18 protein-coding genes, 1 tRNA gene and 1 riboswitch are annotated in these 18095 nt (G+C 66.4%); of the genes, 5 read left to right on the forward strand and 14 right to left on the reverse strand.

Annotated elements, in window-relative coordinates; translation table 11 throughout:
• Positions 1 to 472 (forward strand): (Fe-S)-binding protein (locus VG502_RS07165; RefSeq protein WP_325549349.1); only part of this gene is annotated, 472 nt, incomplete at its 5' end.
• Positions 473 to 599: 127 nt separating this feature from the next.
• Here VG502_RS07165 and VG502_RS07170 read toward each other — a convergent pair.
• The 5 genes from VG502_RS07170 to VG502_RS07190 all read right to left on the reverse strand — a co-directional run bounded on the left by VG502_RS07170 (position 600) and on the right by VG502_RS07190 (position 5144).
• Positions 600 to 1355, reverse strand: coding sequence for an amino acid ABC transporter ATP-binding protein (locus VG502_RS07170; RefSeq protein ID WP_325549350.1), 756 nt, complete (start codon positions 1353 to 1355; stop codon positions 600 to 602).
• A complete protein-coding gene (locus tag VG502_RS07175) occupies positions 1348 to 2442 on the reverse strand; it encodes an amino acid ABC transporter permease (protein ID WP_325549351.1) in 1095 nt (364 codons plus the stop codon). The genes VG502_RS07170 and VG502_RS07175 overlap by 8 nt, the downstream gene beginning before the upstream one ends.
• Positions 2443 to 2473: 31 nt before the next feature.
• Entirely contained in the window at positions 2474 to 3358 is an 885-nt protein-coding gene (locus VG502_RS07180) for an ABC transporter substrate-binding protein (RefSeq protein WP_325549352.1), read from the reverse strand.
• Between the two features lie 124 nt (positions 3359 to 3482).
• Positions 3483 to 4553 carry a tellurite resistance/C4-dicarboxylate transporter family protein gene (locus VG502_RS07185; protein ID WP_325549353.1) on the reverse strand — a complete coding sequence of 357 codons (1071 nt, stop codon included), beginning with the start codon at positions 4551 to 4553 and terminating at the stop codon, positions 3483 to 3485.
• A gap of 9 nt (positions 4554 to 4562) precedes the next feature.
• A complete protein-coding gene (locus VG502_RS07190) occupies positions 4563 to 5144 on the reverse strand; it encodes a DNA-binding protein (RefSeq protein ID WP_325549354.1) in 582 nt (193 codons plus the stop codon).
• Between the two features lie 264 nt (positions 5145 to 5408).
• Here VG502_RS07190 and VG502_RS07195 point away from each other — a divergent pair, with 264 nt between their 5' ends.
• The 3 genes from VG502_RS07195 to VG502_RS07205 are packed head-to-tail and all read left to right on the forward strand — an operon-like array spanning position 5409 to position 7808.
• On the forward strand, positions 5409 to 5717 hold the full coding sequence (locus VG502_RS07195) for a hypothetical protein (RefSeq protein ID WP_325549355.1): 309 nt from the start codon (positions 5409 to 5411) through the stop codon (positions 5715 to 5717).
• Entirely contained in the window at positions 5717 to 6361 is a 645-nt protein-coding gene (locus VG502_RS07200) for a hypothetical protein (RefSeq protein WP_325549356.1), read from the forward strand. Before VG502_RS07195 ends, VG502_RS07200 begins: the two co-directional genes overlap by 1 nt.
• Entirely contained in the window at positions 6348 to 7808 is a 1461-nt protein-coding gene (locus VG502_RS07205; protein ID WP_325549357.1) for a lipase family protein, read from the forward strand. The genes VG502_RS07200 and VG502_RS07205 overlap by 14 nt, the downstream gene beginning before the upstream one ends.
• Positions 7809 to 7850: 42 nt before the next feature.
• On the opposite strand, the gene VG502_RS07210 is transcribed toward VG502_RS07205, so the two are convergent.
• The 9 genes from VG502_RS07210 to dcd form a co-directional block, all read right to left on the reverse strand.
• Positions 7851 to 9857 (reverse strand): ABC transporter ATP-binding protein, encoded by a 2007-nt coding sequence (locus VG502_RS07210; protein ID WP_414655714.1) that lies wholly within the window; start codon positions 9855 to 9857, stop codon positions 7851 to 7853.
• Entirely contained in the window at positions 9857 to 11593 is a 1737-nt protein-coding gene (locus VG502_RS07215) for an ABC transporter ATP-binding protein (protein ID WP_325549358.1), read from the reverse strand. Before VG502_RS07215 ends, VG502_RS07210 begins: the two co-directional genes overlap by 1 nt.
• Positions 11594 to 12229, reverse strand: coding sequence for a TetR/AcrR family transcriptional regulator (locus tag VG502_RS07220; RefSeq protein WP_325549359.1), 636 nt, complete (start codon positions 12227 to 12229; stop codon positions 11594 to 11596).
• A gap of 111 nt (positions 12230 to 12340) precedes the next feature.
• The gene (locus tag VG502_RS07225) at positions 12341 to 13273 is read right to left on the reverse strand and encodes an ABC transporter substrate-binding protein (protein ID WP_325549360.1); all 933 of its coding nucleotides are present in this window, start codon (positions 13271 to 13273) and stop codon (positions 12341 to 12343) included.
• Between the two features lie 35 nt (positions 13274 to 13308).
• Positions 13309 to 14067, reverse strand: a complete 759-nt coding sequence (locus VG502_RS07230; RefSeq protein ID WP_325549361.1) for an ABC transporter permease — start codon at positions 14065 to 14067, stop codon at positions 13309 to 13311.
• On the reverse strand, positions 14046 to 14684 hold the full coding sequence (locus VG502_RS07235) for an ABC transporter permease (protein ID WP_325549402.1): 639 nt from the start codon (positions 14682 to 14684) through the stop codon (positions 14046 to 14048). Before VG502_RS07235 ends, VG502_RS07230 begins: the two co-directional genes overlap by 22 nt.
• Positions 14685 to 14693: 9 nt before the next feature.
• Positions 14694 to 15836 (reverse strand): ABC transporter ATP-binding protein, encoded by a 1143-nt coding sequence (locus VG502_RS07240; RefSeq protein ID WP_325549362.1) that lies wholly within the window; start codon positions 15834 to 15836, stop codon positions 14694 to 14696.
• A gap of 54 nt (positions 15837 to 15890) precedes the next feature.
• A complete protein-coding gene (locus VG502_RS07245; RefSeq protein ID WP_325549363.1) occupies positions 15891 to 16550 on the reverse strand; it encodes an alpha/beta hydrolase family protein in 660 nt (219 codons plus the stop codon).
• The gene (gene dcd, locus VG502_RS07250) at positions 16550 to 17125 is read right to left on the reverse strand and encodes a dCTP deaminase (protein WP_325549364.1); all 576 of its coding nucleotides are present in this window, start codon (positions 17123 to 17125) and stop codon (positions 16550 to 16552) included. Before dcd ends, VG502_RS07245 begins: the two co-directional genes overlap by 1 nt.
• Before the next feature lie 102 nt (positions 17126 to 17227).
• Between dcd and VG502_RS07255 the strand changes: the two genes are divergently transcribed.
• Positions 17228 to 17298: transfer RNA gene (locus VG502_RS07255), tRNA-Gly, on the forward strand.
• Between the two features lie 552 nt (positions 17299 to 17850).
• Positions 17851 to 18053, forward strand: a riboswitch (cobalamin riboswitch).
• Positions 18054 to 18095 lie beyond the last annotated feature (42 nt).

An 18095-nucleotide genomic window follows, 5' to 3' on the forward strand; every position in this document is an offset into this window, starting at 1 on the left:
GAAGCTCGTCCCGGTGTCCCGCCCCGCACAGGCTCCCGGCAAGTCCACCACCAAGGACGTCGCCTCGACCGCCCGCACCGTGACCTACCACGACCCGTGCTACCTCGGCCGCCACAACGGCGTCTACTCCCCACCCCGCGAGCTCATCGGCGCCCTGCCAGGGGTCGAGCTCACGGAGATGGAGCGCACCAAGGAGAAGTCGTTCTGCTGCGGCGCCGGCGGCGCCCGCATGTGGATGGAGGAGAAGCTCGGTTCGCGGATCAACCTCAACCGAACCCAGGAGGCCGTCGCCACCGGCGCCGACCGGATCGCCATCGGCTGCCCGTTCTGCCGGGTCATGATGACCGACGGCCTCACCGCAGAGCAGTCCGAGGGCAAGGCCCGCGAAGAGGTCGAGGTCGTGGACGTCGCGAACATGCTGCTCGCAGCCGTCCACCGCGGCAAGGAGCAGGAGCCCGTCGCGGCCGAGTAGCCCGCCACCCTCTGATTGACCGGCATACATCCGCATTGAGCGGCGTACGAAAAACAGTGTTTTTCGTACGCCGCTCAATGTTTTGGTCTGCCGCTCAATCGGAGTGGCACGTTGAGTAAAGCGCGGTCTACAGGCGTCCCGACTTCACGACGCGGCTGAGGAACTGCTGGGTCCGCTCCTCCTGCGGATTCTCGAAGATCTGCTGCGGCGGTCCCATCTCGAGGATGGAGCCCTGCTCGAGGAAGCACACCTTGCTGGCGACCTCCTTGGCGAAGCCCATCTCGTGGGTCGCCAGCATCATGGTGAGACCGTCGTTCGCGAGCTCACGCACGATCTCCAGGACGTCACCGACGAGCTCGGGGTCGAGCGCCGCGGTGATCTCGTCCAGCAGCATGATGCGTGGCTCCATGGCGAGCGCACGCACGATCGCGACGCGCTGCTGCTGACCACCCGACAGCATGTCCGGGTAGGCGTTCGCCTTCTCCGCCATACCGACCGATTCCAGCAGCGTCATCGCCTTCGCCTTGGCATCCTTGTCCTTCACACCGGCCACCATCGTCGGCGCCAGCATGATGTTCTTCAGCACCGACATATGCGGGAACAGGTTGTAGCTCTGGAAGACGATGCCGACATCGCGGCGCAACCGGTTGAGGTCGACGCCTGCGCCGGTGACGGTGTCACCCTCGATGAGGATCTCACCGCCGTTGATCTGCTCCAGCTGGTTGACACAACGCAACAACGTCGACTTACCGGATCCCGAGGCGCCGATCAGGCAGACCACCTCGTGCCGCTCGACGGTGAGCGAGACACCTTTCAGCACCTCGTTGTGACCATATGACTTGTGGACGTCGTTGATCTCCAGGAATGCCATTGCCTCAGCCACCCGCCCGCTTCGCTGCATCCCGGTTGATCAGGTAATCGACGAAACGCGCCTGCGGGATGGTGATGATGATGAAGAAGAGTGCTGCCAAGGTCACCGGAGCGAGCGTGTAAAGCTTGGACTCCCAGAGCTTTGCGACCTGCAGCACTTCCGGTATGGCCGCGATCGAAAGCAACGCGGTGTCCTTCTGCAGGCTGATGAAGTCGTTCATCAGCGGCGGCACCATCCGGCGCACGGCCTGCGGCACCAGCACCGCTCGCAGGGTTTGCGAATAGCTGAGACCGAGCGACCGAGCGGCCGCGCCCTGGCTGGGGTGAATCGAGGCCAGGCCGGCCCGGTAGACCTCCGCCACATATGCGGAATACGTCATGGTCAGCGCGACCACCCCCAACCACGCGATGTTCCAGTTCTGGGTGAAGCTGAAGGCCAAGGTCGCACCGAAAGCGACCAGCAGGACTGTGACGATCGCCGGAATGGCGCGGAAAACATCGCAGTACACCGTGGCGATGAGCCGCAGTGGTGCCCCGGCACGGCCGGGCAGCATCCGCATGATCGCCAGGATCAGCCCGAAAATCAGCACCAGGATGAACGAGACCACGGCAACCCAGATATTGATCCAGAAGGCGTGGATCAACTCATCGAAGGACTGTCGCCAGGCATCGACTCGTAGGAAGGTGTCGGCGACCGCACCCTCGCTGGTCATCGCCAGCCACAGCACGCCGCCGACGATGATCACCGCGGCTCCGTAGCCGACGCCTATCGCCGCGTCCTCGCGACCACGGGCGGCAGTTCGCCGGGCGGCGACGAGTTGCTTGTCGGCAAGTAGCTTGGCGCGCTTGCCCGCTCCCAGGAAACCCTGAATGGTCGGCCACAGCGGGTAGAGCGAGATCAACACAAGAATCACACCGACCACGGTGGCGGCCGCGTTGTCGTGGTTGTAGTCCCGCAACAACTTCACGGCATACAACATCAGGGCGATACCGATGAGATCGACGACGAGGGCAGCGACAGCTACACCAGTGACCTTGGACGGCGCGCTCGGCTCGGGCGCCTTTTGAACGTCGTCCCTCACCAGTTGGTGTGCGCTCATTACGGCACCTTCCAGCTTCGGTCAGGCATGGTCACTTGACGGTCCAGACCGGCACGGACGACGGGTCGCCACCGAAGGCCGGTCCGAGGTAGTCCTTGGACAGCGTCTTGAGCGTGCCGTCATTCAGGAGTGTGGTGATGCCCTTGTCCAGCGCCTTCTCGTTGGCCGAACCCTTCGGGTAGATCGCGCCGTACTTCTCACCGGTCTTGAACTGGCCCGGGACCTCCAGCTTGTTTCCGGTCTGCTTCGCCTCGGCCAGCACGATCGCGGTGTCCAGCAACGCAACGTCGGTCTGCCCCGACAGGACACCCTGGTAGAGGGTCTGACTGTCCGGATAGACCTTCTGCGACTTGCACTTCAGCTTGGTCTTCAGGAACTCGACCGACGTCGTGCCGGAGTATGCCGCGCAGCGCTTGCTCTTGATGTTGTCGGCGGTGATGCCGGCGCCCTTCTTGGTCAGCACCCCGATGTTGGAGTCGAAGTAGGGCTTGGAGAAGTCGACGACCTTGGCGCGCTCCGGAGTGATCGAGATCTCCGCGAGCGCGATGTCGAAGCTGGCCGTGTGGCCGGCCACCAGTTGATCGAACGACACGGCCTTGATCTTCAGGTGCTTCAGGCCGGCCATGTTGGCGAGCTCGGCGGCCATGCAGTATTCGTAGCCGTCCTTGATGGAGTCGGCGGTCGTGCCGTTCCACCAGCCCTGCGCCGGAAGCGTCGTCTCGACGGTCAGCGTGTCCTTGACGGCCGGCTTGATCTTGATCGAGTTGGCCTTGCTGGTGATCTTGCAGTTGCCGTATTTACCGCCACCGCCGGAACCGGCCGATGAGCCGCCTCCGCTCGAGCTCGAGCCGCAGGCGGCGAGCGAGGCTGCAAGGGCGATAGCGCCCGTGATGCTGAGGGTACGTGTGAATGCCATGACGTGGAATTCCTTCCGGCAGGTGCAACGACCGCGGCGGGGTCCAGGGAGGATGCCGCGATCCTGTGGCGCAACACTATTGCCGAGTCGGCGTCCCTGCCGGGATTCTGCGCAAGAGTTCCCATTACGTGATGTGCTCCGGCGCCGACCTCGCATCCTGCGCTGCGTGTCTGTTCAGCATCCGGCAGACGTGCCGAACGAACCCGATGAACACGACGCACCAGATCGCGAACGACAACCACAACTCGCCGCGGCCGATGTGCTCCACCCATGGCAACCGCTCGACCTGCCCGAGATGCACCGACGCCACGGCATACATGCCGAGCGGGAAGACCATGCTCCACAGGCTGACGTCATACGCGAGCGACACCCGGCGCACGAAGTGCCGCCAGCAGAAGGCGAGGATCAGCATCGGCAGCAGCCACGAGGCGAAGGACCAGAACATCACCGTCGCGGCGTCCAGAATCGGCTCCACGTTGGTCACGACCGTCGAGCCGGGCGAGGCCAGGATTTCGGCGCCCGCCAGGACGGTGATCGACGCGGCGCCCATGCAGACCCAATAGGACGGGGCGAAGTCGGCGTCGTAGAGCATCTCGCGCAGGGCGATCAGCATGCTCTCGGCGCCATACAGGAAGACGCCGACCGACCAGGCGACCACGGCCAGCATCGCGAAGAGATGCTCCGCCGCGTGCAGGTGCCGCTCGAGTATGGCGGCCATCGTCGCCACCGACTGGCTCGAGACGACCCACAGGAACCACGAACCGTTCGCGCCGCGCACCGTCGGGTGGTGTGAGCGGTCGAGCATGGTCGCCCACGGCACGGCATACCCGAGCAGCAGCCAGGCGGTGAAACCGAGGATGAAGAGCACCAGCGCCACGGTGATCAGCCCGTGCGCCGAGACCCCGCCGGCGAGCACACCGGCCGCGGCCACCGACGTGAAGTAGCCGAAGGCACGTTGCGGGTCGAAGAAGTCGGCCGAAGCCCGAGAGGTGAACGCCACCAGCCGCCATACGTTGAGCACGAGCAGCACCACGAAGGCAGCGCCGGCGATCACCAGCAGGATGTCGGCGAGCCAGGTCGCACCGTCCAGGCGCAGGCCGGACGACACGATGCCGGTGGCCATCACCAGGGCGAAGTATCCCGGCGACAGCCCACTGACCGCCGCTCGGATCCGACCGGGCGTTCCCTCGACCACGGGCTGACGCTACCGCCCGCCACCGAGCACGCGATGCCAATGCGCCTGGGCGGTCGACGTGCGTGACGCACCGTAGGTGCGCAGGACCTCGGCGATGGTTGGGTGCTCCGCTTCGATCGCGGTCGCTGCGGCGAGCCAGTCACCGGCGTCCGCGACGTGCCGGAAGAGCTCCTGGATCGCCCGGACCACGGCGGTCGGGTCTGTGGTCGTCTCGTTGCCGGCCGCGGGTTCGGTCGAGATGGGGCCGGCCGTGCCCCCGCTACCGGACAGCGAGTGCGAGGCCGTCCAGCTGTCATTGCTCGCCGCGATCTGCGGCAGCACTGTCCCCGCCTGCGCGGCGGTGAGGCGACCGGCCGACACGTCCGCGGCGAGCGCACGCAACTGGAGCAGCCGCGTGTGGGCCATCGGATTGCCGATCTTGACCCGTCGACCACTGACCAGGTGGGACAGCATCGGCGCCGACAGCCCGAGCACCTTGGCGATCCCGCCCTGCGTCAGGCCGAGGCTGGTGCCGATGCTCTCGATGATCACGCCGAGCGGCTCGCCGTACAGCTGCACCTGACGCGCCCGCTGAGCGACGACGTCCTCCATCAGCCGGTTCTCCTCGTCTGGCGTCGATGACGCCGCACGACATCTTGACGATCGGAAACCATCTTCCCTCTCATTTACGTCAGTAAACGCAGCTGTTCTTGTGGGAGCACTGGAGGACTCGGGGGATTCAGCGCGGACCCGTGCGGCGACGGCAGGACGAAGATCTCGGGGACTTTGTGCACATCCCCTCGGGCGCCCGCGGTTGTCCACAGGAGGCGGTCTTCCGGCAGCGGCGCGAGTGCCGAACTACCTACTGTCATCGGCATGTCCGACGATCCAGAGGAAATCCGCACCCAAGCCCGCCGGGCTGCGCGCCTGGCGACCGAGGCACGCAGTGCTGCCGCCGCGGTCAGCAGCAACAGTTCCGTGGAGTGGCACAGCCAGGGCGCCGAGCGATACCGCAAGAAGCTTTCCGACCGCGCCGCTGACTTCCGGGCTCGAGCCGACGACCTGGATGAGCTCAGCCGGTTGCTGTACAGCCACGCGCGACACGTCGAGGACCACGAGAACACCGCGAAGAACATCGTGAAGGACGTGGTGAAGGGCCTCGTGCCCGGAGGGGCGCTGCTGTGATGACCGGTGTGGACACCGAGCTCACCGCACGCACCGTGGCGCCCGGTGAGCTGGAGGACATCACCCGGAGGTTGACCGACGGGCCGCACGCCACGATTGCCGCCCGCCTGCGGACGCGGGACCTCGCGTTCCTGGCCCGGGTGCGCAATGGCGCGTTCGAACTGCTCATTCCGTCGGAGTCCGGCGTGCGACTGATCTCGGGGCCAGCGGAACGACTCGGCGGGGAGCTCGTCGGCCTGGTCACCACGCTCGAGCGGAGCACCGGCACAACGCCGCCGGACGAGCCGCCACCCGCCGTCGACACACCGCCGCTGGCTCCGGGTGAATTGCTCGCGCTGGCGGAGGTGATCCGCGAGGGCGACCCCGAACGTCTCGATGCCGCGCTCGAAGAGTTGGAGATGACCGGACTTCCTTGGTGGGTACGGCAATTCGCGTGGGGCGCCGAAGCGATCGTCACGTTGCAGCTCGTCGGCAGCAGCGTTGGATTCGCGGCGATGCTGCACCTGTTCACCGACGGCTGGGGGCAGTTGAGCGCCGATGCCGATGACGACCTGACGTTCCGGCCCATGACCACCATCGAGGTGCAGGCACGCGTCAACGCCTTCGCCGCCCTACTCCAGGAGAGCTCGGATGACGACGACTGACCCTGCTCCGCAATGCACGGTCTCCGGTAGCTCGGGCTCGACCGAGGCCTACTTCCTCGACATGCGGACGACGGCCACGAAGCTCGACAGCTCCGGCGACGACGCGACCCACCTGTGCTCGAGCGTCGTGGGCATCGGGATGTCGCTGCCCGCGAAGAGCGCGATCATGTCGCCCGGCTCGGCGCTGCAGGTCACGACGAAGATCGCGTCGTTGACGTTGCACCTCGGTTCACTCGCGCTCCGGATGGAGTTCGTCGCGCGGACCCTGCGGTGGAGCGCGACGGCCTACGAACTGGCCGATGCGACCCAGCGCAAGCTGTTCGCCGCCATCAACATCTACACGACCCCCGAACGTTGGGCCCTCGCCGTTTCGACCGCCGCACAGAAGGCGCTGTTCGAGACGCGACTGCCGCAGGAGGGCCCGACCGTCGCGGGGGATCTGGCCGGTTACGTGAAGGCGTTGGGCGGAAACTTCCTCAAGGAGGTTCAGCAGAACGTCGAGGACGATCCCGGTCTGGTCGACGGGACCGTCGTGTGGACACAGCTTTTCGTCGCGTACGAAAGCCGCGCGCAGCTCCCGATCCGCGAGGTCTTCGGGGCGTCACCGTCACCCACGGACTATGAGGGGCAGATCGCGTGGTTGCTCGCCAGCGGCCGGAAGCTCGGGTGGTTCAAAGACTCCAAACCGTTGAGCGTCAGGCAGACCGGCACGAAGTCCGGCGCGGGCCACCGCCGAAAACTCGGCGACATCGTCAGCGAAGCGGCAGACACCGAGCACCAGTCGAACGGCGACCACTCCGTGGTGCACGTGCGGCGGGTCGTCGGCGCGGACGGCAAGGGGGCGTGGGTCGTGTCGATCCCCGGCACGACGCACTGGACCACGCAAAGCGACCACGGACCCTCGTCGACCGCCGCCAACCTCTCAAGCATGGCGGGCGAGAAGTCGTCGCTCTACCCAGCGATCGACAAGGCAGTCGGTGCAGCGATGAAGGAAGCCGGCGTCACGCCGGGCGGTGAACCGGTCATGCTCACCGGGCACAGCCAGGGCGGCATCGTCGCTGCGCGACTCGCGGCGGACCAGCACTTCCGGCAGAAGTTCGACGTCACGGAGGTGGTCACGTCCGGCTCCCCGATCGGCAGGGTCGACATACCCAAGAGCGTCAACGTGCTATCCATCGAGAACATCCACGACCCGGTGCCGCGGACCGACGGTGTCCCCAATCCCGACACCGTCAACCGGACGAACGTCGTGTGCGAGACGCCCAAGGGCGAGCACCTCCACACCATCCTCGACGCGCACGACGCATCGCGCTACGGCCGATCCGCGGGTGAACTCAGTGCGGACCGACGTGAAGGGCAACTGTCGGACTGGTACGCCCGCAACCACCACTTCCTCAACGGCAAGGACACCGACTTCACCTTCCAACTGCGCCGGGACAATCCCTGATGGGCGCGCTAGGACATCCCGGCGCGGAGAACACACGGCGGGTCATGCCGGGTCGAGCGCGTTGGGATCCGACTCGGTCATCGCGCCCTCGAACTGCGACATGTAGAGCCGGTGGTAGGCACCCTCCGCCGCCAGCAGCGCGTCGTGGTCACCCTGTTCGACGATGTGACCGTCCTCCATGACCAGGATCGTGTCGGCGTCACGAATCGTCGAGAGGCGGTGTGCGATCACGAAACTCGTGCGATCCGATCGCAGTGCAGCCATCGCCTCCTGCAGCAACACCTCGGTGCGCGTGTCCACCGATGAGGTCGCTTCGTCGAGGATCAGCATGGCCGGGTCGGCCAGGAACGCCCGGGCGATGGTGATCAGCTGTCGCTCCCCGACCGACACGCCGGAGCCCTCCTCATCGATGACGGTGTCGTAGCCGTCCGGCAGTGACTTCACGAAGCGGTCGACGAACGTCGCCTCCGCCGCGGCGTGGATCTGGTCCTCGGTGGCGTCCATCCGGCCGTAGGCGATGTTCTCCCGGATGGTGCCGTGGAAGAGCCAGGCGTCCTGCAGCACCATGCCGATCCGCGAGCGCAGGTCCTGCCTGCTGATCGTCGTGATGTCCTGCCCGTCGATCATGATGCGGCCGGAGTCGATCTCGTAGAAGCGCATGATGAGGTTGACCAGCGTCGTCTTGCCGGCCCCGGTCGGGCCGACGATGGCGACGGTTTGTCCCGGCTCGACCGCTAGTGACAGGTCCTCGATCAGCGGCTGCTCCGGTGTGTAACCGAAGTCGACGTGCTCGAACTCCACCGCGCCGCGGGTCGGCGCCATCGGGGCGTTCTCCTCGGGTCGCTGCTCGGGAGCATCGAGCACCTCGAAGACACGCTCGGCGCTGGCGACCCCGGACTGCATGAGGTTGACCATCGACGCCATCTGGGTGAGCGGCTGGGTGAACTGCCGCGAATACTGCACGAACGCCGTCACGTTGCCCAGCGTCATTGAACCGTTGGCGACCTGCAGCCCGCCGAGGACGCAGACCACGACGTACTGCAGGTTGCCGACGAACATCATGATCGGCATGACCAGGCCGCTGACGAACTGCGCCTTCCAACTCACCGTGGTGAGCTGGTCGTTGGTGCCGTCGAACGACGCGTCGACCTCGTGCTGCCGGCCGAAGACCTTGACCAGCTCGTGCCCGCTGAAGGTCTCCTCGATCTGCGCGTTAAGCGCACCGGTATGACCCCATTGGGCGATGAAGAGCTTCTGCGAGCGTTTCATCACCTGACCGGTCACGAGCATCACGATCGGGATGGCGATCATCGCCACCAGGGTCAGCCACCAGGAGATCGTCAACATCATCACGATGACGCCGATCACCGTCAGCCCGTTGACCAGCAACTGGCTGATCGTCTGCTGCATCGACTGGCCGATGTTGTCAATGTCATTCGTGAGACGCGACAGCAACTCACCACGCGGCTGCCCGTCCAGGTAGCTGAGCGGGACCTTGTTGATCTTCGCCTCGACGTCCTTGCGGAGCGTGTTCATCGTGTCCTGCACGACGCGGTTGAGCAGCCGCGCCTGGATGAATTGGAAGGCACCGGCCAGCAGATAGAGGCAGAGCACGACCAGCAGGATCCGGCTCAATGAGTCGAAGTCGATGCCGACGCCGGGCACCACGTCCATGCCGGACACCATGTCCGCGAACGTGTCCTGCCCTCGATCGCGCAGGGCCTGCACGACCTGCTGCTTGGTCTGCCCGTGCGGCAGTCGCGAACCCACCGCACCCGAATAGATCGTGTCGACCGCCTTGCCGAGCACCTTCGGGCCGATGACGTTCAGCGCGACCGCTGTCAGGGTCAGCACGAGGATCAGGATCAGCGTCGGCCGGTGCGGGGTCAGCCTCCCCAGCAGCCGCTTGGCGGAACCACTGAAGTCCTTCGACTTCTCCGCCATACCGAGGCCCATGTGCGGACCACCGCCCTGTCGGCGCATCGGCTTGGCCGCCTGCCCGGCCGGAGCCGCCGGAGGCGCTTCCCGCACGGAAGTCTTCTTCGCCATCACGCGGCCTCCTCTCCGGTGCCGCCCTGGGACGCGACGATCTCGCGGTACTCCTCGCAGGTCATCAACAACTCGTCATGTGCGCCGGCGCCGACCACATGGCCGTCATCCAGCACGAGGATCGTGTCAGCGCCCCGGATCGTCGAAACCCGCTGCGCGACAATGAAAACCGTCGCCTCACGCACGTGCGGAGCGAGTGCCTCCCGCAATCGCCGGTCGGTGGCGAGGTCGAGCGCCGAGAAGGAGTCGTCGAAGAGGTAGATCCGGGGTTGTGCCACCAGCGCACGGGCGATACACAGTCGCTGGCGCTGACCACCGGACACGTTCGTCCCGCCCTGCGTGACCGCCGCCTCGAGGCCGCCGTCCATTCGCTCGACGAAATCGCGCGCCTGCGCCACTTCCAGTGCCTGCCACAGCTGCTCGTCGGTGGCGTCGGGGTTGCCGTAGCGCAGGTTGCTGGCCACGGTGCCGGAGAAGAGATACGCCTTCTGCGGCACGATGCCGATGTGACCCCACAGGAGCTGCGGGTCGAGGTCACGGACGTCGACGCCGTCGATCCGGACCGTGCCGGAGGTGGTGTCGAAGAGCCGCGCGATGAGCGACAGCAGGGTCGACTTGCCCGAACCCGTCGAACCGATGATCGCCACGGTCTGCCCGGGCTCGGCACGCAGGCTGACCTCCCGCAGCACGGGGTCGTCGGCGCCGGGGTACTGCATGGTCGCGCGGTCCAGCTCGACGATTCCCCGCACCTGCGTGGGCGTCACCGGCTTCGGCGGCGGCACGACCGACGGCTCGGTCCGGATGACCTCGGTGATCCGCTCGGCGGCAACGGATGCGCGCGGGATCATCATGAACATGAAGGTCGCCATCATCACCGACATCAGGATCTGGATCAGGTAGGTCATGTAGGCCGACAGCGATCCGATCTGCACGTCACCATCGGCGACCTGGTGCGCACCGAACCACCACACCCCGATGGTCGACAGGTTCATCACCGTGATGACCATCGGGAACATGATCATCATCAGGCTGCCGACCTTGGTGGAGATCTCGGTCAGGCTGTCGGTCGCTTCGTCGAAGCGCCGCTCCTCATACCGTTCACGGGTGAAGGCCCGGATGACTCGCACGCCCGAAAGGTGTTCGCGCATCACCCGATTGACAAGGTCGATGCGCTTCTGGACCAAGCGGAAGCCGGGGACCATCCTGCGCACCACGGAACCCACTGCCACACCGAGCACGATCACCGCGACGAGCACCAGCCAGGACAGGCCGGCGTCCTGCCGCAGCGCCATGATCACGCCGCCGACCATCATGATCGGCGCACCGACCATCAGCGTGCAGCTCATCAGCACCAGCGTCTGCACCTGCTGGACGTCGTTGGTGCTGCGGGTGATCAGCGAAGGTGCGCCGAACTGGTTCATCTCCCGTGCGGAGAACCGACCCACCGAGCGGAAGATGGCACCGCGGGTGTCGCGGCCGAAGAACATCGCGATCCGCGCTCCGAAGAACGCCGCACCGATCGAGCCGACGACCTGCACCAGCGAGATCGCGAGCATCACCCCGCCGGTGCTCCAGATGACACCCGTGTCGCCCTTGGTCACGCCCTTGTCGATGATGTCGGCGTTCAGCGTCGGCAGGTAGAGGTTGGCGCCGACGTTGACCAGCTGTAACAACACGAGCCCGAGCAACAGCCCGCTGTATGGCGCGAGCCGATCCCGGATCAGCTTGAAGAGCATCTATTTCCCCCGAATCTGCTGTGTTTCCAAGTCTTCTCGTCTGATGACGCCGTAGAGAACGGCGTGCACGATCTCCTCGGGCGGCATGACGCTGCCGTCGTTGATCTGCTTGTGGCTGCCGCTGAAAGTGAGCAGCCGCAACAACCTGCTGACCTCGGGCACCGGGAGGCGCAGTTGGTCGGCATACGGGTCGAGCAGCCGCAGCACGCACGACCCGACCTCCGCTTCCTGGCGCCGCTGCCGCACCGGGTCCCGGAAACGCTCGGGCGGCCCGACCAGACTGAAGGCGCCCATGATGTCGAAGATCTCCTGGAACCGTGCCTGCAGCAGACGCACGAGATCGATCATCACGGTTTCCAACCCGGTGTCGCCATCGATTTTGTCGAGCTCGGCATGCAGCGAACGGGAGTCGAAGGTGCGGTCGATGACGGCGTCGAAGAACTCGTCCTTGTTGGCGAAGACCCGGAAGATGGTGCCCTCGGCGACCCCTGCCGCCTCCGCGATCTGCCGCGTGGTCGGCAAGGTATGACGCTCGCGGATGACCTCGATCGCCGCCTGGATCAGGGCTTCTCGGCGTTCCTGCGGCGGCAGCGGCGCGGCACGCCCGCTGCCCTTCGTGACCTTCGAAACACCCATGAGACGGCACGATAACACACTGAGTGAGTGCTCACTCAGTCATTTGTTCCACACATGACAGCGCCGGCCGCTCCCCGGGGGAACGACCGGCGCCGACCGGATCAGGAACGTTCAGCCGAGGCCGTTGCTCGAGACGAACTGCTTGGCAACGCTCGACGCGTCCTTGTGGTCAACCTGCACCTGCTTGTCCATGGCCGCCAGCTTGTCGGTGGTGAGCTTGGCCTGCACGGCATTGAGGACCGTCTGCACCTTCGAGGACGCCTTCGCCTTGCTGATCAACGGCACGACGTTGTCGCTTCCGAAGACGTGCTTGGGGTCCTTCAGCACCACGAAGCCGTCGGCCTTGATCGACGGGTCGGTGGTGAAGATGTTCGCGGCCTGCGCCTGGTTGTTCTTCAGCGCTTGCACGATCGCCGTGCCCTGCAGCGCCCGGAAGCTCTTGGGCACCAGGTTGTACTTCTCCTTCAAGCCCTTCAGCCCCTGCTCCCGCTTCTGGAACTCGGCGGGCGCCGCGAACGTCACCTCGCCGGAGTGCTTGGCCAGGTCGGCGATCGTCTTCAGGCCCCACTTGTCCGCGGTCTTCTTGGTGACCGTGACCGTGTTGGAGTCCTCGGCCGCCGCCGAGTCGAGCACGATGTCGCCCTTGGGCAGCTTCTTGGTCAACGCAGCCCGCACCGCGTCGGGCGCCGTCTGCGAGGCCGACGGGTCATAGAAGGTGAGCAGCGAGTAGGCGTATTCGGGGACGAGATCGATCGAACCCTGTTGCAACGCCTTGAGATAGACCTCGCGGGCGCCGATCGGGTCGCCGGTCGTGGCCTTGAGGCCCTTGGCGTTGAGAGCCGCGGCATAGATCTCGGCGATGAGCTGTGACTCGGGGAAGTTCGCGGCGCCGACGTGGATGGTGCCGGCCTTGGCACTGCCGCTCGGCACGCTGGCCGCCGAGCCGGAACCCGTGCTGAGCGGGTTGCTGCTGCCTCCCCCGCAGGCAGCGAGCGCGAGCGTCGCGGCGACGCCGAGAGCGGTCACTGGGAGTGTGCGCTTCATGGTGGGTTCCTCATCTCGGTTGTGGTTTCGGAAGTTCATGCGGCATGCGCGGATTCGGCCGCCGCGGTTGCGGCGCGCTGCTTGCGACGGGACAGGTCCGTCGTGCGCAGCCCGCCGGGAACGCTGAGTTGCTGGATGACGGCGAGCGCACCGTCGACGACGAGGGCGAGCACGGTCACCAGAATCGCGCCGCCCGCCATCTGGGCGTAGTCGCTGCCCGCCAACCCGTCGATCAGATAGCGCCCGAGGCCACCGACGCTGATCGCCGCAGCGATCGTGGCCGTGGCGATGATCTGCAGCGCAGCGCTGCGGACGCCGGAGAAGATCAGTGGGAGTGCGCACGGCACCTCGACGCGGGTCAGCACCTGGCCGCCGGACATGCCCATGCCGTATGCCGCATCGCGCGCGGCAGGATCGACCTCGCTGACACCGCTGTAGGCACCGGCCAACAGCGGAGGTATGGCGAGGATGACCAGCACGATGATCGTGGGCACGAGGTATGCCGAGTCGCCGGTGAGCCGGGACACGAACCACATGGCAACCACGAAGAGCAGGCCGAGGCTCGGGATCGCTCGAAATGCGTTGGCAACAGCGATGATCCACTTGCCCTTGCCGGTGTGACCGATGAGCGCGCCGATCGGCAGCGCGATCAGCGCGGCGATGAGGAGACTCTCGCCGGAATACTGCAGGTGCTCCAGCAGCCGGTGGATGATGCCGGTCTCGCCCTGCCAGTTGGCGCCGTTGGTCAACCAGCGCCATACGGATCCGATCATCAGGACACCGCCCTCTGCCATGGCGTCAGCAGCCGAGTGATCAGCTGGATCACGAGGTCGAAGATCAGCGCCAGCACCAGGCAGGCGACGACGCCGGTCCAGACCTCCGCCCAGTAGGTGGTCTGGTAGCCGTCGGTCAGGTAGAAGCCCAGCTGGCGGATGCCGAGCAGCGCGGCGACACTGACGATCGCGACGTTGCTCACCGCCGCGACCCGCAGACCGGCCGAGATCACCGGCACGGCGAGCGGCAGCTCGACCCCGAAGAAGCGTCGAATCGGCGTGTATCCCATGGCAATTGCCGCTTGGGTGGTCTCCTCCGACACGGCGCCGAGCGCGTCGGCGACAGTGCGCACCAGCAGGGCCAGGGTGTAGATGGTCATCGCGATGATGACGTTGATCGGGTCGACGATGTTGGTCTTGACGATGAGCGGCATCAGCACGAACAGCGCGAGCGACGGGATCGTGTAGAGCAGGCTCGAGCCGCCGACAAGGACCACCCGAAGCCACGACGCCCGGCGCGCCAGCCAGCCGAGCGGCAGCGAGAGGAACAGGCCGATCAGCAGCGGCAAACCGGCGAGCCAGGCGTGCTCGACGCCCCGGCTGAGGATGTCCGACCAGTGGTCCTGGATGAAGGAGATCACGAGGTGCTACTTGTCCAGCGACAGGTCGGCCCGCTGCGGTGCGATGTCGGCCTCGTCGACCTCGGGTCGCTCGGTGGCTTCGATGGCCTGCAGCACCTGGTGCGCGCGGACGGTGCCCAGCAGCGTGCCGTCATCCGCGGCGATGACTCCACGGCGACTCGGCGAGGACAACGCCGCGTCGAGCGCCGAGCGCAGCGGGCCGGATGCCCTGGCGACGGTGCCGCCCCGGTGCAACATCGCCGGCTCGATCGGGGCGGTGATAACCCGCGGCTGGACCCAGCCGAGCGGCCGGTCGTCGCCCACGACCAGCAGCCACTCGTCCTGCGTCGCGGCGCGGGCCTGCTCCGGCGTCGTGCCCAGCGGCACGGTCGGCTCGCTCGCCAGGGGCAACGGCGGCGTCTCGGCGAACGTCAGCGCGCGGTATCCGCGATCACGGCCGATGAAGTCGGCGACGAAGTCGTCTATCGGGTGGGCGAGCAGGTATGCCGGATCGGCCAGCTGCGCGAGCTTCCCGCCCACCCGCATCACCGCGATCTGGTCGCCGAGCTTCAGCGCCTCGTCGATGTCGTGCGTGACGAAGACGATCGTCTTGCCCAGATCGCGTTGCAGGCGGAGGAATTCGTCCTGCAGCTGCTCGCGGACCACGGGATCGACGGCACTGAACGGCTCGTCCATCAGCATCACCGGCGGGTCCGCCGCGAGCGCCCTCGCGACACCGACGCGCTGCTGTTGGCCCCCGGACAGCTGGGACGGCCACCGGTCCGCGAAGTCACCCGGCAACCCGACGAGCTCGAGCACTTCGCGCGCCCTCTCACGCGCCCGTGCCTTGGGCGTGCCGAGCAGTTGCGGCACGGTGGCGACGTTGTCGACGACCCGCTTGTTGGGGAACAGGCCGGCGTGCTGGATGACGTAGCCGATGCCGCGCCGCAGCTTGGCCGCGTTGAACGTCTGGACGTCCTCGTCGTCGATGTAGATGTGCCCGCCGGTCGGCTCGATCATCCGGTTGATCATCCGCAGGGACGTCGTCTTGCCACACCCGGACGGACCCACCAGGACGGTGATCTGGCCGGTCGGGGCCTCGAAGGAAAGGTTGTCGACGGCTGTCGTGCCCCCGGCATACTGCTTGACCACCTGCTCGAAGCGGATCATGGTCAACAAACGTAGTGCAGGGCACCGACAAGCGCTCGTGCCGAGGGGTGATTTTCAGGGAAGCAAGGTTTCCCTGAGGAACTCCGTCGTATGGCGGTGCCACGCGCGCGCCTTCAGCAGCATGGCGTGCGCGTCCGGCAACTGCACGCTGCGGGCATCGCCCCCGGCCTGCGCGATGAGCTCCGCGAGCCGGGCGCTCTTCCGCGGATCGGTGATGACGTCCTTGCGACCGTGCAGCAGGAGCGTATGCCGGTCCAGGAAGGGCGCCACGTCATACAGGTGCGGGATCCAGGGCGCCATACCGACAACGCTGACGACGCCTTCGGCGCCGGCGAGTTCGAGAGCGACCCGGCCGCCCATCGAGTGCCCGACCAGTGCGAGCGGGGTGTCGGGGTAGAGCCGGCGCAACCGCGCCAGCGCCCACTGCGCGTCATGCACCGGCGAGCGGGCGTCACCGTTGTAGCCGCGCACCGCGTCGCGCAGCACTGCGGTCGCGATGCGGCCCTGTGCCCCGCGCTCGATGCTGCGGGCGACCGCGACCATCCGCAGCACCGGCGGGCTCTGCTTGTAGGTGCGATGGAAGCTGTCCTCGGCGCCTCCGTGCAGCAGCAGTGCAATCGCCGCGGGACGGCGACGACCGTCGGGCAGGGTGAGGAACGGGTGCGCCTCCGGGTGTACGTCGTCGTGCCGCGGACCGACCTCGAAGCGGCCCATCAGACCTCGGTGCGGTGGAAGTTGGCGTAGGACCGGCTCGCGGTCGGGCCGCGCTGACCCTGATAGTGGGAGCCGTATTTTGCGCTGCCGTAAGGGTTTTCGGCAGGGCTGCTGAGCTGGAAGAAACACAGCTGGCCGATCTTCATCCCCGGCCACAGCTTGATGGGCAGGGTCGCGACGTTGGACAGCTCCAGCGTCACGTGCCCGGAGAAGCCGGGGTCGACGAAGCCGGCGGTCGCGTGAGTCAGTAGGCCGAGTCGGCCCAGGCTCGACTTGCCCTCCACCCGCGCGGCGACATCGTCGGGCAGCGTCACCTGCTCGTAGGTCGACCCGAGGACGAACTCCCCCGGGTGCAGCACGAAGGGCTCCCCTTCCTCGGTCTCGATCAGCCGGGTCAGCTCGTCCTGCTCGGCGGCGGGGTCGATGAACGGGTACTTGTGGTTGTCGAAGAGCCGGAAGAAGCGGTCCATCCGTATGTCGATGCTCGACGGCTGGATCATCGTCTCGTCATACGGGTCGAGGCGCACGCGGCCGGCGTCGATCTGGGCGCGGATGTCGCGGTCGGAGAGCAGCACGATGGTCACGGTACCGGGCGGCCGCTTGCGGCGGTGCCGGACTCTGTGGGTTAGACTCCTGCCGGTCCGAGCGAGAGCCTTTTCGGCCGCCGCCCGGGGCGCGCGAGTGTAGTTCAATGGTAGAACATCAGCTTCCCAAGCTGAATACGCGAGTTCGATTCTCGTCACTCGCTCTTCGGAGTTTTCCCGCCTCATTCCCCCAGTGCGCATGGCGTCGTCACGCCGCGCGCCCGACACGTCGTAACTCCCTGGTCCTGAGTGTCCCGCCCGACCGACCGTCGGCACTTCGGGACGCCCGCCCCGGACAAACATGTCCCAATCGACCGACCGTCGGCACTTCGGGACGAAGGCCTCGACGCATCTTCCCCGGCCGGCGCCCCTCTTCTACCGAGAGGACAGCCGTTGATCGAGGGGACACCCGATTCGGCCCATTTCGGGCCCGAATCGCCTGTCCCGTCGGCAATCGCGTGTCCTGTCGATCGTTGAGGTGCTGCTCGGCGCTCGAGCAGCTTGGCCACGCTCCCCGGCACTCGACCACCTTGCTCCCCTTGGCACTCGAGCAGCTTGGGTCGACACGCCGTCTCCTGCTCGCCCTGGCACCTCATTTCGGCGCCATTCCGCCGATTTGGCGGCGCTGGAACTACACACGTGCAACTACATCATGTTGGGGCTTGGAAAAGCATCCACCACTAGATAATGTGTATCTCGCAGCTGGTTCGAGCACCCCAAACTCACCGCTCACGCGGCGATCGAGGGTGCCCGAGGAAAGAGGGAAGCCGGTGAAAATCCGGCACTGCCCCCGCAGCGGTGAGTGAGGACGACCGTCGTCATCAGCACTGGGTGAGAGCCCGGGAAGCGACGACCAGTAGGTGTGCGCATCCCGCACGGAGTCACGAGTCCGAAGACCTGCCACTGCCCCGTCCGCGCACCCGCGGGCGGGACCGACCGCAGCCCGCGCGGGAAGGGCTGA

Origin of the sequence: Flexivirga sp., assembly GCF_035551235.1 — a bacterium.
Taxonomy (GTDB): Bacteria; Actinomycetota; Actinomycetes; order Actinomycetales; family Dermatophilaceae; genus Flexivirga.

Bases quoted from the DNA above. Each gene is read 5' to 3' on its own strand.
- VG502_RS07240 (WP_325549362.1), bottom strand. From the start codon at position 15,836: ATGATCCGCTTCGAGCAGGTGGTCAAGCAGTATGCCGGGGGCACGACA.
- VG502_RS07190 (WP_325549354.1), bottom strand. From the start codon at position 5,144: ATGGAGGACGTCGTCGCTCAGCGGGCGCGTCAGGTGCAGCTGTACGGC.
- VG502_RS07200 (WP_325549356.1), top strand. From the start codon at position 5,717: ATGACCGGTGTGGACACCGAGCTCACCGCACGCACCGTGGCGCCCGGT.
- VG502_RS07230 (WP_325549361.1), bottom strand. From the start codon at position 14,067: ATGGCAGAGGGCGGTGTCCTGATGATCGGATCCGTATGGCGCTGGTTG.
- VG502_RS07220 (WP_325549359.1), bottom strand. From the start codon at position 12,229: ATGGGTGTTTCGAAGGTCACGAAGGGCAGCGGGCGTGCCGCGCCGCTG.
- VG502_RS07180 (WP_325549352.1), bottom strand. From the start codon at position 3,358: ATGGCATTCACACGTACCCTCAGCATCACGGGCGCTATCGCCCTTGCA.
- VG502_RS07175 (WP_325549351.1), bottom strand. From the start codon at position 2,442: ATGAGCGCACACCAACTGGTGAGGGACGACGTTCAAAAGGCGCCCGAG.
- VG502_RS07245 (WP_325549363.1), bottom strand. From the start codon at position 16,550: ATGGGCCGCTTCGAGGTCGGTCCGCGGCACGACGACGTACACCCGGAG.
- VG502_RS07210 (WP_414655714.1), bottom strand. From the start codon at position 9,857: ATGGCGAAGAAGACTTCCGTGCGGGAAGCGCCTCCGGCGGCTCCGGCC.
- VG502_RS07225 (WP_325549360.1), bottom strand. From the start codon at position 13,273: ATGAAGCGCACACTCCCAGTGACCGCTCTCGGCGTCGCCGCGACGCTC.
- VG502_RS07195 (WP_325549355.1), top strand. From the start codon at position 5,409: ATGTCCGACGATCCAGAGGAAATCCGCACCCAAGCCCGCCGGGCTGCG.
- VG502_RS07205 (WP_325549357.1), top strand. From the start codon at position 6,348: ATGACGACGACTGACCCTGCTCCGCAATGCACGGTCTCCGGTAGCTCG.
- VG502_RS07215 (WP_325549358.1), bottom strand. From the start codon at position 11,593: ATGCTCTTCAAGCTGATCCGGGATCGGCTCGCGCCATACAGCGGGCTG.